This is a genomic window from Pyxidicoccus sp. M6 (assembly GCF_055568925.1).
Genome location: NZ_CM145714.1, coordinates 8,483,865 through 8,498,697, shown reverse-complemented (window position 1 = coordinate 8,498,697; position 14,833 = coordinate 8,483,865). Strand labels below are relative to the sequence as shown.

Genomic DNA, 14,833 nt, shown 5'->3' with positions numbered 1-14,833 from the left:
AACGCCCATGCTGCCGGCGGACACCGACCCCATCCTCGCGTCGCTGGCGCCGTACATCCCCGGCGCCGTGCTCCGCAAGCTGGAGCACACGGATGCGCACGCGCTGCCTTCGGCGGAGCCGGTGCGCGGCGCCATCCTGCTGCTGGACATCGCCGGCTTCACGCCCATCGTCGTCAGCCTGAGCGGGGCGGGGCCGCGCGGAATCGACGCGCTCCAGCGGCTCCTCACGAGCTACTACACGGAGATGATCGACGTCGTGAAGGACCACGGCGGCGACATCTACCAGTTCGCCGGAGACTCCATCCTCGCCTGCTTCGAGCCCGCGCCGGGCGAGGGCGACGCGGGCGTGGTGCAGCGCGCGGCCCGGTGCGCGCTGGGCGTGCAGCGGCGGCTGATGCGCTTCTCGCAGCTCGAGTTGCTGGGCCAGCGCTTCAGCGTGTCCTCGCGCATCGGCATCGGCTTCGGTGAGTCGCACCGCATCGTCCTCGGCGCCACGGGCATGTGGATGCACCCGGCGCTCGTGGGCCAGCCGCTGGAGCAGGCGGTGAAGGCGGAGAAGCGCGCCACCGTGGGCGAGGTGCTGCTCAGCGCCGAGGCCTGGGCGCTGCTGCCGGAGTCCTCGCGCAAGGGCGATGCGCGCGACGGGGCCTTCCGCCTGGAGCCCTCCGCGCCGCTCCAGTCCCAGCCGCCGCCGTCCTTCACGCTCGCGGGCAGCGATGACCTGGTGGGCCGCTGCGCGCTGCTGCTGCACCCGGTGCTCTTCACCAAAATCACCACCTCGCACCAGGAGTTCCGCGGGGACTTCCGCGACGTCACCTGCTTCTTCCTGCGCTTCACCAACACCAGCACGCCGGAGCAGGCGGAGGACTTCACCCGCGAGCTGAACGCCTTCTACGAGTACGTCCAGCGCGAGAGCGCGCACCACGGCGGCGTGCTCCTGATGACGGACTTCACGGACAAGGGCAACGTCCTCTACGTCATCTTCGGCGCGCCCACCGCGCTGCAGAGCAAGGAAGTGCTGGCCAGCCGGCTGGCCTGCAAGATCATCCGCGAGCGCGACAACTTCCCCTTCGTGCAGGAGCTGCAGATCGGCATCGCCACGGGCCACGCGTACTTCGGCGACATGGGCTCGCCGTGGCGCAAGGGTTACTCGGCGCTGGGCGAGGTCGTGAACATGGCCGCCCGGCTGATGACGCACGGGCGGGGCACGGGCATCCACATCGACGCGAACACGGAGCGCAAGCTGCAGCAGAACGGCTTCGCCACCGAGTTCGTGGAGAACGCGAAGCTCAAGGGCGTGTCGCGCCAGGTGCCGGTGTACCGCCTCCAGGCCGAGGTGCGTCGCAGCCTGTTCATCAAGGGCAAGGGCGACATCGTCGGCCGGCACACCGAGTTGAAGGCGCTGCGCGAGGCGGTGGAGGAGTCCATCTCCGGCAGTGGCCGCGTCTGCGTGGTGTCCGGCGAGGCGGGCATCGGCAAGTCGCGCCTGGGCGCCAAGGTGGTGGAGGAGGCCGAGGAGCGCGGCGCGCGCAGCCTCTACGGCATCTGCTACTCGTACGAGATGTTCACCCCCTTCTTCCCGTGGAAGGAGGTGCTCATCCAGATCTTCGGTCTGCACGACGGCGACGATTTGGAGACGCAGCTCAACCAGCTGCGCGAGGGCTTCGAGGGACTGGAGGACACGGGGCCGGAGTGGATACCGGTGCTCGGGGGCATCCTCGGCGTGCCGTTGGAGGAGGAGCCCGTCACGCGCGAGCTGGACGCGCGGCGGAAGAACCAGAAGGTCTTCCAGATCATCCTCCAGCTCCTGGAGAAGCAGGCGCGGCAGCAGCCGGTGCTGCTGTTCTTCGAGGACCTGCACTGGGCGGACAACATCTCCGTCGACCTCATCGAGTACGTCGCCGCGCGGCTGGCCTCGCTGCGCGTGACGCTGCTGGTGACGATGCGGCCGGGGGAGCAGCTCAAGAACCTCAAGGGGCTGCCCGGGCTGTACCGGCTCGACCTGTCCAACCTGGACGACGAGGACACGCGGGCGCTCCTGCGGCTGCACCTGCGCATGGAGCCGCCGGACACGGCGCTGGAGGACCTGCTGCTGGCGAAGGTGCAGGGCAACCCGTTCTTCACCGAGTCCCTCGTCCAGGGGCTCGTGGAAGGCGGCTACCTGGGGCCGGTGTCGCCGGGCGCGGAGCGGATGGAGCGCAAGCGCAGCCTCCAGGCGCTGGAGCTGCCGGACAGCATCCAGGACGTGGTGCTGGCGCGCATCGACCTGCTGAGCGAGACGGAGAAGCTGGTGGTGAAGGTGGCCTCGGTGATTGGCCGCATCTTCACGCTGGAGGCGGTGGCGGAGCTGGCGCCGGGCTCGATTCCGCGGCGGAACATCCGCGAGGCCATCGACACGCTGACGAAGCTGGGGCTCATCCTGCTGGAGGTGGAGGAGCCCTTCACCTGCATCTTCAAGCACATCGTCATCCGCGACGTGGCGTACAACACGCTGCTGGTGTCGGCGCGGGAAGATTTGCACCGGCGCATGGCGCGCTTCATCGAGGCGCGGGCGGGGGACAACCCCGTGAAGTCGGCGGGTATCCTCGCGTACCACTCGCTCGCCGGTAACGACGAGGTGAAGGGGCTGGAGTACACGCTGATGGCGGCGCGCAGCGCGCGCGAGCAGTACGCCAACGACGACGCCATCCACCACTACAACCGCGCGCTGGAGGTGCTCGGCGGAACGACGGCGCTGGAGCCGGACGAAGTCCTCCTGAAGACGCGCAGGGTGATGCAGGAGCTGGCGGAGACGCTCCTGCAGGCGGGCAACTACGCCGGCGCCATCCACATGTTCGAGCAGTGCCTGGCGGACGAGGACATCGAGGCGCGCAAGGCGGAAATCCACCTGGGCCTGGGCCGCGCGCACCAGGAGAAGGGCGAGTCGAAGCGGGCCATCCAGGAGCTGGAGACGGCGCTGGTGCTGATGGGCCGCACCATGCCGCGCAACCTCGTGGCGCTCGGCGTGCGCACGGTGCTCGCGCTGGGGCTGCACCTGCTCTACGGGCTCTTCCCCTGGTTGGTGCGCCCGCTGGGCTCGCGGCTGCCGCTGTACCTGAAGCAGCTCTCGACGCTCATCTCGCTCATCAAAATCTATTACTTCGCGGACATCGCAAAGCTGACCTGGGCCACCATGGTGGCGGCGACGATGGCCGAGCGCTCGCGCAGCGAGTACGGGATGAGCCTGGCGAGCAGCTACTATGGCTCGCTGCTGTTCGGCTCGGGCCTCCTTGGGCGCTCGGGGAAGTGGTGCAACCTGGCGCTGGAGCACGCGCGGCGCTCGCGCGACTCGGCGGCGGAGGGGATTGCGCTGAGCCGCCTGGCGACGCTGAACATCTTCACCAACGAGCAGGCGCGGGCCACGCAGTACGGCGAGGAGGCGGTGGCGCTGCTGCGGCACGTGGGTGACATGTGGGAGGTACAGACGGGGCTGATGATGCTGGCGACAAGCCAGTTCCTCGCCTCGCGCTTCGAGAGCGCGGAGCAGGCCTACCGGGAGATGGGACGGGTGGGCGTGCAGCTGAACGCGCTGATGCACCAGGGCTGGGCGCACGCATGGGTGCCCATGTGCCGCTACCTGCGAGGCGACGGCGACGTGGCGGAGCTGTGCGCCGAGTTGGAGGAGGGCCTGCGCATCAGCATCGAGGTGCAGGACCTGGCCAACCAGTGCGCGAGCCTGAACCACCTGGTGAATGTGGCGGTGCGCGAGCACCAGGTGGAGGAGGCGGCGCTGATGGCGGTGCGCGCGGACGAGGCGCTGTGGCGCTACCACGTGCTGGTGCCGTTCCTCCAGATTGGCCTCGTGGACGCGGCGGAGGGGGCGCTCTTCGCGCTGGAGCAGGGAGCCACGGCGGTGCCGAAGGAGCAGCTCTGGGCGATTGTCCGCCGCTGCGCCTTCAAGGCGCGGGCGCTGGGGAAGCTGTATCCGTATCTGCGCGGCCCGGCGATGCGGGTGACGGCGCGGGCGAAGGCGCTGAAGCGGGGCGCGAAGGCGGCGGAGCCGCTGTTCGACCGCGCGCTGAAGGTGCTGGAGGCCTCGCCCAACCGCTGGGAGACGGGCGTGGCGTACTACGACGCGGCGGTGGCGCTGCCGCACCGGCGCGCGGAGCTGCTCGCCCGCGCGCGCGAGGTGTTCCTCTCCATCGACGCCAGGGCGGAGTTGCGGCGCGTGGACCGGCTGGAGATCGAGGCCGCCACCCACGTGCAGGTGGCGGCGGCGTCGTAGGCCTCAGGTCAGCTGCTGCGGCTGCAGGCCCAGCGTCCGCATCCACTCCTCATCCCACGCCTCCAGCGAGTCCTGCCCGGCGATGTACTTGCGCGCCTTGTTCTTCACCGGGTTGCGGATGCTGAGGATTTCCGGCCCGGAGAAGAGAATCGTCTGCTTGTAGCGGGGCATCTCGCTCATCGTGAGCTTGGACCAGTAGTGCTTCGCGATGTTGGGCAGGCTCCCCAATTCCATACACAGCCGGTTGAAGTGCTCCACCACCTCGGTCGGGTGGAGGCTCTTCGGCTGGTGGCACAGCGTGTAGCCGTCGTAGTCGCGGCTCACGGTGCCGGGCAGGAGCCTGCCTTCCGCCTGGAGCTCGCGGAAGAACGGCGTCTCCGGGTACGGGCAGACGATGCCGAGGAACGTCACCGAGAAGTACTTCAGGTCCGCGAGGTACGTGGGCAGCTTCTCCAGGTACTCGTTGGTGTCGCCGTCCGAGCCGACGATGAGCCCGAAGGACAGGAGGATTCCGGCGGAGAACACGCGGCGGATGACGGCATCCACCTCGCTCAGCTTGTTCTGCCCCTTGTTCATCGCCTTGATGGAGTCCGGGTTGAGCGACTCCAGGCCCGTGTACACGTAGCGGCACCCGGCCTTCGCCATCAGCTTCACCAGCGCGTCATCCTTGAGGACGTTGAAGGTGAGGGCGCAGCCCCAGGTCTTCTTCAGCGGAATCAACGCCTCGCACAATTCGCGCAGGTACTTGGGCGAGCCGCCCAGGTTGTTGTCGAGGAAGATGAACGCATCCTCCATGAGCCCCAGGTAGTTGGGGTTCCACTGCATGCGCGTCCGGATTTCGTCCACCACCTGCGCGACGGGGCGGTAGCGGTAGCGCTCGTTGCCGGTGAGGACGCAGAAGTTGCAGGTGAAGGGGCAGCCGCGCGAGGCCTCGATGCCGGGCAGGCGCAGTTTGTTGTGGGTGAAGTCGATGAGCTCGTAGCGGTACGGGCGAATCGCCGTGGGCCCCAGCGATGGGCGGTTGTAGAGCGGCTGGAGCTGGCCCTTCTCGAAGTCCTCGATGAGGGCGGGGACGTTGGCCTCGGGCTCGCCGGTGATGACGGCGTCGAAGTACGCCTTCGCGTCGTCGGGGAAGTAGCTGGCGTGCCGGCCGCCCGCGACGGTGGTCATCCCGCGCTTGCGGAAGAGGGTGGAGAGCACCTTGGTGTGCTCGTAATACGAGTGCAGGTACGAGAAGAAGACGAGGTCCCAGTGGCGGTCCAGGGGGATGTCCATCTCCTTCTCGTTGAAGATCTCCACCTCCGCGTGGGGGGGACACAGGCCGGCGATGAGCTCCGGCACCGAGGACTGCATGATGGAGGGTTCCTTGATGCGCAGCCGGGTGGGGTGGGTGTACGTGGCGATGACGGCGATCCGCATGCGGGTCGTGGCTCCAGACTGGGGCGGCGCGGTGACGGCGCGGACGAGGGCACACGACGACAGCACCGTTCCCCCTCCGGCCTGACCGTGACGCACAGAATCACCCGCATGGCGCGACTTGGCAAAATGACAGCCGCGTGGAATGCGCCGGTCCGGGACTCGTGACCCCTCTTTGACGCGCGCGGAAGCCTCGGGCCCCTCCTGCGTCGACTGTCCCAGGGCGCGGCTGACCCGTCAGGGAAGTCCCGCGCGCTCGAGCCCCACGAGCCAGTGTTCGATGTCTTCATCCTCTTCGCGACGCGTTTCGAGGCGCTCGTCGAAGCGGTTGAAGCCCGGTTCGAGCGCGAGCGCCGCCGCGGCAGCCCTGCGCGCCTCTTCGGCGTGTCCGAGCTGCGCGTGCGCGGCCGCCAGCAGGAGATGGTCCTCCGCGAAGAGCTCCCCGGTGTCACGGGTGATGACCGCGATCGTGTCTTCGTATCGCCGCAAGCCATATGTCGCGCGCGCTCGAATGCGGCGATACGTCGATGCGTCGACTCCGGCCTTGATTGCGCGGTCGGCGATGGACAGAGCTTCCTCGAAGGAGTCACGGCCCATGAACGAGCGACACTCCGCGAGCCCTCGCAGATCGTGCTCGTTCTCGCCGTTCCTTCCGATTTCCCACATGAGCGATGCGCACCTCTCGCTGTACGTCGGCCGATCGGCGAATGGGTCGATGCCTCGTGCGATGAGGTCTTGCGCGTCCCGGCGCGCATCGATCGTCAGGCTCCGATGCCGCTTGTCGAGGTTGTCCATCGCGATATCGAGCCCGATATCGCTCCCTCGCCGCTGGAGCTGGACCATGTACTCGCGGACCAGCGCCTCGTAGACCGCGTAGGGCGGTGCGCCCGGAAGCCCGCGCGATTGCGAGTCGTAGCGCCACGGCGCTCGCGTCGGCGGGCGGTACATCGCGCGGAGCGGCAGCTCTCGAAGGCACCGCTTGGGGATTCTGCCGATGTCGAAGCCTCTGCCCCGAGCCCCGGTGGCCAGCTCTCGCTGGACGCACTCGATCAACGTGGCCTCGTCGCCGCCGAAGCGCAGGCCGCGCAGCCGGGCGTCGAGTGCCCCTCCCGTCGGTGCAAGCTCGAACAGCCATGCCTTGCGGGCACGATCGCTCCGAAGGATGTTGGCGAAGCCGTGCAGCTCGAGCTGACACCACGCGCTCTGGAGGTACTGCGGAGTGAGCAGCGCGACGAAGTGCGCCGAGCGCTGGAGTCCATCCATCAAGATTTCAGCGAACTGGAAGCGAGCGTCGGCCTGACGCTCCGGTGGAATCTCGCTCGGCGCGAAGAACACCTTCGCCGTGCGCGCGAGCTGCGCATACACGCGACGCGCATCGGCGTCGTCCGCCCACGAGTAGCTGAGGAACACGTCGTAGTGGAGCTCGTTCATCGACTCGAAGAAGCTCCTCAGCTTGGACGTGCCGGTATCGCTCATGTGATTCCCCCGACTGCCAACCATACCGCTGACAGGTGAGGCCCGGCTGGGGCGTGAGGCGGCTTGGCAAGGGCGCGGGGGCGTGGAATGGGAGGCGCATGCCTTCCGAAAAGACGACCCCATCCTCCAGGTACCACGTGCGGGCCGCGACCGAGGCGGACGCCTCCACGCTCCTGACACTGATTCGCGAGCTCGCGGCGCTCGAGGACGCCACCGCGACGCTGCTCGCGACGGAACCCCGCCTGCGCGAGGCGCTGGGCGCGCAGCCACCGCTGCTCCGGGCGGCGCTGGCGGAGGGGCCGGAGGGCGCGGTGGGCTTCGCGACGTACACGGTGGACTTCATGCCGTGGGCGGACTCGCGGGTCATCCGGCTGGACGACTTGTACGTGCGCGAGAGCGTGCGCGGAGCCGGGCTGGGACGCGCGCTGATGCGGCATCTCGCGGAAGTAGGCACCGCGGAGGGGATGCCGGTGCGCTGGGAGATGCGGCCGGACAATGCCTCCGCGCGCGCCTTCTACGCGCGCATCGGAGCCACCTCCCGCGAGAAGACCGTGTTCCGCTGGATGCCGGACGCGATGCGACGCTTCCTCGACGAGACGGCGTAGTAGGGCCCCTCGAAGCCCCGCTACGACTGCGCGAATGTGAGCACACCGCTCGTTCTGGGGGACGAGGCAATTGCCGCGAAGGCTTGAGACGCTCCGTCCGCCCAGAGCCCTCCACCGAGAGGGCCGGACCTCTCGGTGGGGTATTCCATGCACACCCTTCGCAGACTTGCGCTGGCGCTGACTCTGGCAACCGGCGCGGCCACTACCGGCTGTGACAGGTCCTCGGCCCCGGGACCGAGCGACGGTGGCGTGGTGCCTCGCCTCCAGGAACAGATGCTGGAGGACTATACGTACGAACAGCTGATCGGTAACCGCTTCCCGGCTCCGGCCATCTCCTCGCTGCGAAACAATCCCGCGTATGCGCTCTCCACGCTCTACGTGCGCAAGGCGAAGCGAGATGGAACCCCGTGCGACGCACCAGACGCGGGCGATTTCGAGTTCGAGCGCCTCTTCAAGCACCAACTCGACGGGTGCGAGGTGGACTCGCGCCCGGGGGCCAATGAGCTGACGCTCAAGAAGGTCACCGGCCAGGCGGCGCTGTCCTTCCAGCACGTGGTCGGCGGCATCAATGGCTCCGCTGATTATGCGTATGAGTTCAGCATCTCGGAACCTGTCATCGCGGCGGAGAAGAACCCCACGAAGTGCGCGGACACGGTGGAAATCATGCGCCAACGCCTGCCTCGGGGAACGTGCGAGGTCCGCTACATCACCGGAGTGGTGCTCACGCAAATCACCTCTCGGGAGCTCAAGGAGGTGAAGGCAGAGGGCCAGGCGGCGCTCGCGGTGATGCAGATTGGCGGGAAGTTCTACGGGGCGACGACCAACATCGTGAACAAGTTCGACATGACCGTCGACGCCCTTCCCGTCAGTGAATACTTCGTTCGGGTACCCCCACTCGGCTACCTGACGAATTACTCCCTCCTCCCGGATGGAGGCATCAACCCCTCACACCCCGTGCCGGTCGAGCCTGGAGGAGCGGGCCTCATGGCGGAGAACAAGGAGGGAGTCTCTACGCGGACAGCCAGAGCCAGGGATGGAGGGATTGCGCCACACCGCCCCGAGCTTCCGACGCTCACGGAGCTTCGTGACTCCTTCCGGGACGGTGGGTTGCGAGACCCACACTCGCTTGCCATCCACATGGCGCTGTCAGCACAGGGCTCGGCGGACTCGGCGGATGCCGGGAGCCGGTGAGCTCCCCGGCGCCGGCACAAACTCCTCTTGCCAATGCGACCGGTCAGTCATATGACCGACCGGTCGCATGCCAACGAGCACCTTCTTCAATCTCCCCGACGAGCGGCGCGACCGCTTCGTGAACGAGGCCATCGTCGAGTTCTCCGACCGGAGCTACGCCGAGGCCTCGCTCTCGCAGATTGCGCGCCGGGCGAACATCCCCAAGGGCAGCGTCTACCAGTACTTCGAGGACAAGCTCGACCTGTACCGGTGGCTCCTCACCGAGGAGGCCCCGCGCCGCAAGCGCGAGTTCATCGGCGCCACGCCGCCCGAGCCTGACTTCTGGGCCCGCCTCGAGACCTTCATCGAGCGAGGCATGGCGTTCCTCGTCGAGCACCCGCGCCTCGCCCGCCTCTCCGCGGCCGCCGCGACGCCCACGGCCGACGCGGACGTCCGCGGTCTCTACAAGGCCATCTGCGAGGCCGGCATCGTGGCGCTGCGCGGCGTCCTGGAGGAGGGCACTCGCGAAGGTGTCCTCCACGCGCCGGACCTGGACATCGCCACGCGCTTCGTCTCCACCGTCATCGGTCCGGGGCTCACGGACGTCATCCTCCAGGAGCTCGGCGCCGAGCTCCACGAGGTCCTCGCCTCGGACTCGCTGCGCAAGAAGCTCAACCTCAAACGACGGCGGGCGCTGGCCCACCAGGCCGTCCTCTTCATCCGCAACGGGCTGGGGCCCGAAAGGAAAGCACGATGATTCGCCAGGACTTCACCGGACGCGTCGCACTCTTCATCGGAGGCACCTCCGGAATCGGCCTCGCCTCGGCCCGGGCCTTCGCCCGCGCGGGCGCCCGCGTAGTGATTGCCGCGCGCGGCGAGGAGAAGGGGCGCGAGGCGTGCGCATCCCTCGAAGCCGAGGGAGCCAGCGTCCTCTTCATCCCCGTCGATGTGCGTGACGGCGTCTCCATCGCGAAGGCCGTGGAGGGCACCGTGCAGCACTTCGGCCGGCTCGACTTCGCCGTCAACAGCGCGGGCCAGGGCGGTGACATGTCCACGCTGGAGAAGACGAACCAGGACGTCTGGGACGACGTCATGGCCTGCAATGCGCGCGGTGTCTGGCTGGCCATGCGCCACGAGATTCCGGCGATGCTCGCCACCGGCGGAGGCGCCATCGTCAACATCGCCTCCATCTACGGGCTCGCCGGGCGCGCCGCGCACCACGCATACGTCGCGTCGAAGCACGCGGTGGTGGGCATGACGAAGTCGGTGGCGCTCGAGTACGCGACGCGCGGCATCCGCGTGAATGCGCTGTGCGCCGGAGTCACGCGGACGCCCAGCATGCGCCAGGCTGAGGCGTACGTGCCCGACCTCGTCAAGGCGCTCGTCGACGAGCACCCGATGGGACGGATGGCCACGGAAGAGGAGGTGGCCAGCGCCGCCGTGTGGCTCTGCTCCGACGGCGCTGGCTTCGTCACCGGCGTGCCGCTGCCCGTCGATGGCGGCTTCCTCGCCGCCTAGCGACTGGCGCGCCGCATCTTCTCGCGCAGACACTCCGCCAGCTCTTCCCTCAGCGCCTCCGGGAAGCCGGACAGTCCGGGCGTGTCGTTGCACTCGAGCAGGATGAACTCGCCGTCCTGCGTCTCCAGGAAGTCGAGCGCCACGATGTCCGCGCCCAGGTGCTCCCGGGCGCGCCGCGTGTACGCCACCAGCGCCTCTGGCGGGTCGATGACCTGGTGCTTGCGCGTCTGCACGTTGGCCTTCCACCCCGCGCCCGCGCGGGACATGGCCCAGTACCGGTCCCCAATGGCCAGGCAGCGCACGTCGCGCCGGTAGTCGATGTACGGCTCGACGACGGCGTAGTCATTGGCGGCGAAGAGCAGGTCGGCCACCTCGAACCACTCGGCCTCGCTGCGAATCAAGGCCTTGCCGTAGCCGCCGTGGTGGTTGCCCACCTTGACGACGAAGGGCGCGGGCCGGGCGATGCGGCGGACCATGTCATCGCCGAGCGCGACGTCGAAGGGGATGACGGGCAGCCCCGCGGCGCGCAATTCGGCGAGCATGGACAGGCGGTCCTGGCACCGGGCCAGCGTGGACGCCGGGTTGACGCAGGGCACGCCGCTGAGGCGCAGCACGTCCAGCACCGTCCGGTGGCGCGGGTCCGGGCGAATCGCACCCACGCGCCAGAAGACGCCGTCGATGCGCGTGGCCGCCTCGCGGTTGATGCACCACAGCTCGCCGTCACGCAACACCCACGCCGCGTCCTGCAGCCGTCGCGTGACGACCTCACAGTCCGGGAAGTAGCTGGGCCAATACTGCTCGCCGTTGATGACCGCGATGGTGGGGCGCATGGGAGTGAATGTTGAAGGAGGAGAAGGCCCGGTGCCACGATGGCGCCGGGTGCCGCGCGCCAGGGACGGACGCGGCGAGTGTTTCCTGAGCGAGCGGGCGTGAGCCCTGTCATGCCTGCCTGCCCAGGCACATGACAACGCCCGCACTCACGGAAGGACGCTCTCATTCCACGGAGGGTGCGCCCGCTCTGCCATCCGCTCGTCCTCCCGTCATCTCGGCGACTTCATTGCAGTGGACAGCACCGTGCGTCCGGCACATGACAGAACCTCCATTCCGTTCGACGGAGGACCCGGTCAGATGCCCATCTGGGGGGCGGCCCTGTTCCGGAATGGTTACCGATATGCCCGCGAGTGGGTGAGCGTGTGTGGGCCCGGTCCTCTCCTGGCCCCGGCATCGGTGTCAACGCAGGCAGCGGAGGAGCCCGAGGACGATGGCCGAGCAACCCAGGCGCGACATTCCACGACCCCACGACGCGGCGGCGGTTCCCGCTCGCGAGGCGTGGCTGAATGCCCTGGGTAGCACCAGCGAGCTGCGCGAGCTCATCCGCGCAAGGGACTGGGCGTCGACGCCGGTGGGGCCGCCGGAGACGTGGCCGCACAGCCTCAAGGTCCTCATCAAGACGATGCTGGCCTCGCGCTTCCCCATGATTCTCACGTGGGGACCGCAGCTCACCCAGTTCTACAACGACGGCTACTCCAAGCTCATCGGAGACAAACATCCCGCGGCGCTCGGCATCGACATCCGCGTGACGCTCGCGGAGGCGTGGGACACGCTCGAGCCCGTCATCCGGCAGGCCATGGAGACGGGCGTCGCGAGCTGGCTGCCCGCGCTGCTGCTCCTGCTGGAGCGCTCGGGCTACCGCGAGGAGGCGTACTTCGACGTGTCGCACGCCCCTGCCGAGGACGACTCGGGCGCGGTGGTGGGCATGCTCGCGGTGTGCACGGAGGTCACGCAGCAGGTGCTCGCGGAGCGACGCCTGCGGCTCTTGAGAGATCTCTCCGCCCAGGCCGGTGAGCTGCGAAGTGTCGAGCAAACGTGCCGCGACGTGGCCCGGGCCCTCGCGAGCCATCCGCTGGATGTGCCCTTCGCGCTGCTCTACCTGCGCTCGGCGGACGGTGCGCGGCTGCGCCTGCACGGCGCCTTCGGACTTCCGGAGGGCGGCGAGGCCAGTCCCGCCACCGTGAGCCTCGTGGAGAATGGCAGCGCCCCGTGGCCTTTCGCGAGGGCCGCCGCCGGCGAGACGGTGCGCGTGGAGGACGTCGAGCGCCGCGTCGCGCTCACGGGCGGCCCCTTCGGAGACGCGGTGGGCACTGCGCTGGTATTGCCGCTGGCCTCGGAAGGGCAGGGGACACCGATGGGCGTTCTCGTCGCGGGCGTGAGCCCCAACCGCGCGCTCGACGAGGACCACCAGGCCTTCTTCGGGCTGGTGGCGGGACAGATTTCGGCGGCGCTGCGCAACGCGCGGGCCTACGAGGAGGAGCGCCGCCGCGCCGAGGCCCTGGCGGAGCTCGACCGGGTGAAGACGGCATTCTTCAGCAACGTCTCGCACGAGTTCCGCACGCCGCTCACGCTGATGCTCGGCCCGGTGGAGGAGCTGCTCGCGTCGCGACGCCTCGGAGAGACGGAGCGCCACGAGCTGGAGTTGGTCCACCGCAACGCACTGCGGCTGCTCCGGCTGGTCAACACGCTGCTGGACTTCTCGCGCCTGGAGGCGGGCCGCCTGGTGGCGAGCTTCGAGCCCGTGGACCTCGCCGCGCTCACCGCGGACCTGGCCAGCGGCTTCCGCTCCGCCATCGAGCGCGCGGGGCTGGTGCTGACGGTGGACTGCCCGCCCCTGGCCGAGCCCGTCTTCGTGGACCGGGAGCTGTGGGAGAAGCTGGTCCTCAACCTCCTGTCCAACGCGCTGAAGTTCACCTTCGAGGGGGCCATCCGCGTGCGCCTGCGCGAGGAAGCCGGACAGGCCGTCCTGACGGTGGAGGACACGGGCACGGGCATCGCCGCCGCGGACCAGCCGCGCCTGTTCGACCGCTTCTTCCGCGTGAAGGGCGCTCGCAGTCGCACGCACGAGGGCAGCGGCATCGGCCTGTCACTGGTGCGCGAGCTGGCGCGGCTGCACGGAGGCGACGTGCGCGTGGACAGCCGCGAGGGACACGGCACCACGTTCACCGTGATGCTGCCCCTGGGAAGCGCGCACCTGCCCGCCGAGCGCGTCCGCGCCTCGCGCCCCCAGGAGTCGACGGCCACCGGCGTCGGCGCCTTCGTGGAGGAGGCGCTGCGCTGGCTTCCGGACCGGGGCACGGGGGCGGAGACCGCAACTCCTTCGCCGCGAGCCCAGGGCACGCCTGGTGACGCACGGCGCGGCCGCGTGCTGGCGGTGGACGACAACGCGGACATGCGCGAGTACCTCGCGCGCGTGCTCGGCGCGGTGTTCGACGTCGTCACCGCGCGGGACGGCGAGGCGGCGCTGGATGCGATTGCCCAACAGGGCCCCTTCGACCTCGTGCTGACGGACGTGATGATGCCGAGGCTGGGCGGCTTCGGATTGCTGAAGGCCCTGCGTGACGAGCCGCGCACGCGCTCGCTGCCGGTCATCATGCTGTCCGCGCGCGCCGGTGAGGAGGCGAGCGTGGAGGGGCTGGAGGCGGGCGCGGATGACTACCTCGTCAAGCCCTTCTCCGCGCGCGAGCTGGTGGCACGCACGCGCTCCGCGCTGGAACTGTCACGGATGCGCGGGGAGGTCACCCGGCGCGAGGTGACGGAGTCGAACCTGCGCGAGGCCGTGCGGGCGCGCGACGACTTCCTCTCGGTGGCGAGCCACGAGCTGAAGACACCGCTCACGGCCTTCCGGCTCCAACTGGAGCTCATCGAGCGCAACCTGAGCCCCGAGGCGCGCACGCACGTGGGGAACCGCATCCTCGCCGCGGGGCGGCAGGTGAGCCGGCTCTCCGCGTTGGTGGAGAACCTGCTGGACGTGTCGCAAATCACCTCGGGGCGGCTCGCACTCGCGCTGGATGATGGCGACCTGGGCGCGCTGGTGGCGGACGCGGTGGCGCGGCTGCGCGACGAGATGGACGCCGCCGGCTCGTCGCTCTCGCTGCACCTGGAGTCGCCGCTGCCGGGCCGCTTCGACCGCCTGCGCATGGACCAGGTGGTGACCAACCTCATGCAGAACGCCATCAAGTACGGCGCGGGCACGCCCATCGAGGTGCGCGTGGAGCGCGAAGGCGCGGCGGCGCGCATCACCGTGAAGGACGGCGGAATCGGCATCGCCGCGGAGGACTCGGAGCGCATCTTCGGCCGCTTCGAGCGGGCCGTGTCCGCGCGCAAGTACGGCGGCCTCGGCCTGGGCCTGTGGATTGCCCGGCAGGTGGTGATGGCCCATGGCGGCACCGTCTCCGTGAAGAGCGAGCCGGGCCGGGGCGCCGCCTTCACCGTGGAGTTGCCGCTGCTCGCGAGCCGGAAGGCACGCGTCGCGGAGGAGGAGCGCGGCGCCTCGTGAGCCACCGATGTCCGTGAAGCCCGGAGCGACCCGGTGTGAAGCGTTGCCGGGTTG

General features: G+C 69.2%; 9 protein-coding genes. 6 read left to right on the top strand and 3 right to left on the bottom strand.

The annotated features are described in order from the left end of the window. The first annotated feature begins 7 nt into the window (after positions 1–7). Positions 8–4,264 (top strand): AAA family ATPase, encoded by a 4,257-nt coding sequence (locus ACVTJA_RS33295; protein WP_465825606.1) that lies wholly within the window; start codon positions 8–10, stop codon positions 4,262–4,264. A gap of 3 nt (positions 4,265–4,267) precedes the next feature. On the opposite strand, the gene ACVTJA_RS33290 is transcribed toward ACVTJA_RS33295, so the two are convergent. Further along, a complete protein-coding gene (locus tag ACVTJA_RS33290; protein WP_465825605.1) occupies positions 4,268–5,683 on the bottom strand; it encodes a B12-binding domain-containing radical SAM protein in 1,416 nt (471 codons plus the stop codon). A gap of 234 nt (positions 5,684–5,917) precedes the next feature. Continuing rightward, the gene (locus ACVTJA_RS33285) at positions 5,918–7,111 is read right to left on the bottom strand and encodes a toll/interleukin-1 receptor domain-containing protein (RefSeq protein ID WP_465825604.1); all 1,194 of its coding nucleotides are present in this window, start codon (positions 7,109–7,111) and stop codon (positions 5,918–5,920) included. Positions 7,112–7,254: 143 nt separating this feature from the next. On the opposite strand from ACVTJA_RS33285, the gene ACVTJA_RS33280 reads away from it, so the two are divergent. The 4 genes from ACVTJA_RS33280 to ACVTJA_RS33265 all read left to right on the top strand — a co-directional run bounded on the left by ACVTJA_RS33280 (position 7,255) and on the right by ACVTJA_RS33265 (position 10,449). After that, positions 7,255–7,761, top strand: a complete 507-nt coding sequence (locus ACVTJA_RS33280) for a GNAT family N-acetyltransferase (protein WP_465825603.1) — start codon at positions 7,255–7,257, stop codon at positions 7,759–7,761. A gap of 147 nt (positions 7,762–7,908) precedes the next feature. Continuing rightward, the gene (locus ACVTJA_RS33275; RefSeq protein WP_465825602.1) at positions 7,909–8,952 is read left to right on the top strand and encodes a hypothetical protein; all 1,044 of its coding nucleotides are present in this window, start codon (positions 7,909–7,911) and stop codon (positions 8,950–8,952) included. A 67-nt stretch (positions 8,953–9,019) separates the two neighbouring features. Further along, on the top strand, positions 9,020–9,688 hold the full coding sequence (locus tag ACVTJA_RS33270; RefSeq protein ID WP_465825601.1) for a TetR/AcrR family transcriptional regulator: 669 nt from the start codon (positions 9,020–9,022) through the stop codon (positions 9,686–9,688). Beyond that, positions 9,685–10,449: an SDR family oxidoreductase gene (locus ACVTJA_RS33265; protein WP_465825600.1), complete on the top strand. Its 765-nt coding sequence runs from the start codon at positions 9,685–9,687 to the stop codon at positions 10,447–10,449. Before ACVTJA_RS33270 ends, ACVTJA_RS33265 begins: the two co-directional genes overlap by 4 nt. Here the strand turns inward: ACVTJA_RS33265 and ACVTJA_RS33260 are convergent. After that, positions 10,446–11,279, bottom strand: coding sequence for an ATP-grasp domain-containing protein (locus tag ACVTJA_RS33260; RefSeq protein ID WP_465825599.1), 834 nt, complete (start codon positions 11,277–11,279; stop codon positions 10,446–10,448). The two genes, ACVTJA_RS33265 and ACVTJA_RS33260, sit on opposite strands and share 4 nt — an antisense overlap. Before the next feature lie 431 nt (positions 11,280–11,710). On the opposite strand from ACVTJA_RS33260, the gene ACVTJA_RS33255 reads away from it, so the two are divergent. Further along, positions 11,711–14,779: a hybrid sensor histidine kinase/response regulator gene (locus tag ACVTJA_RS33255; protein WP_465825598.1), complete on the top strand. Its 3,069-nt coding sequence runs from the start codon at positions 11,711–11,713 to the stop codon at positions 14,777–14,779. Positions 14,780–14,833 lie beyond the last annotated feature (54 nt).

What these genes read in the sequence shown, in the direction of transcription:
- ACVTJA_RS33295 (WP_465825606.1), top strand. Translation starts at nt 8, where the DNA reads ATGCTGCCGGCGGACACCGACCCCATCCTCGCGTCGCTGGCGCCGTAC.
- ACVTJA_RS33290 (WP_465825605.1), bottom strand. Translation starts at nt 5,683, where the DNA reads ATGCGGATCGCCGTCATCGCCACGTACACCCACCCCACCCGGCTGCGC.
- ACVTJA_RS33285 (WP_465825604.1), bottom strand. Translation starts at nt 7,111, where the DNA reads ATGAACGAGCTCCACTACGACGTGTTCCTCAGCTACTCGTGGGCGGAC.
- ACVTJA_RS33280 (WP_465825603.1), top strand. Translation starts at nt 7,255, where the DNA reads ATGCCTTCCGAAAAGACGACCCCATCCTCCAGGTACCACGTGCGGGCC.
- ACVTJA_RS33275 (WP_465825602.1), top strand. Translation starts at nt 7,909, where the DNA reads ATGCACACCCTTCGCAGACTTGCGCTGGCGCTGACTCTGGCAACCGGC.
- ACVTJA_RS33270 (WP_465825601.1), top strand. Translation starts at nt 9,020, where the DNA reads ATGCCAACGAGCACCTTCTTCAATCTCCCCGACGAGCGGCGCGACCGC.
- ACVTJA_RS33265 (WP_465825600.1), top strand. Translation starts at nt 9,685, where the DNA reads ATGATTCGCCAGGACTTCACCGGACGCGTCGCACTCTTCATCGGAGGC.
- ACVTJA_RS33260 (WP_465825599.1), bottom strand. Translation starts at nt 11,279, where the DNA reads ATGCGCCCCACCATCGCGGTCATCAACGGCGAGCAGTATTGGCCCAGC.
- ACVTJA_RS33255 (WP_465825598.1), top strand. Translation starts at nt 11,711, where the DNA reads ATGGCCGAGCAACCCAGGCGCGACATTCCACGACCCCACGACGCGGCG.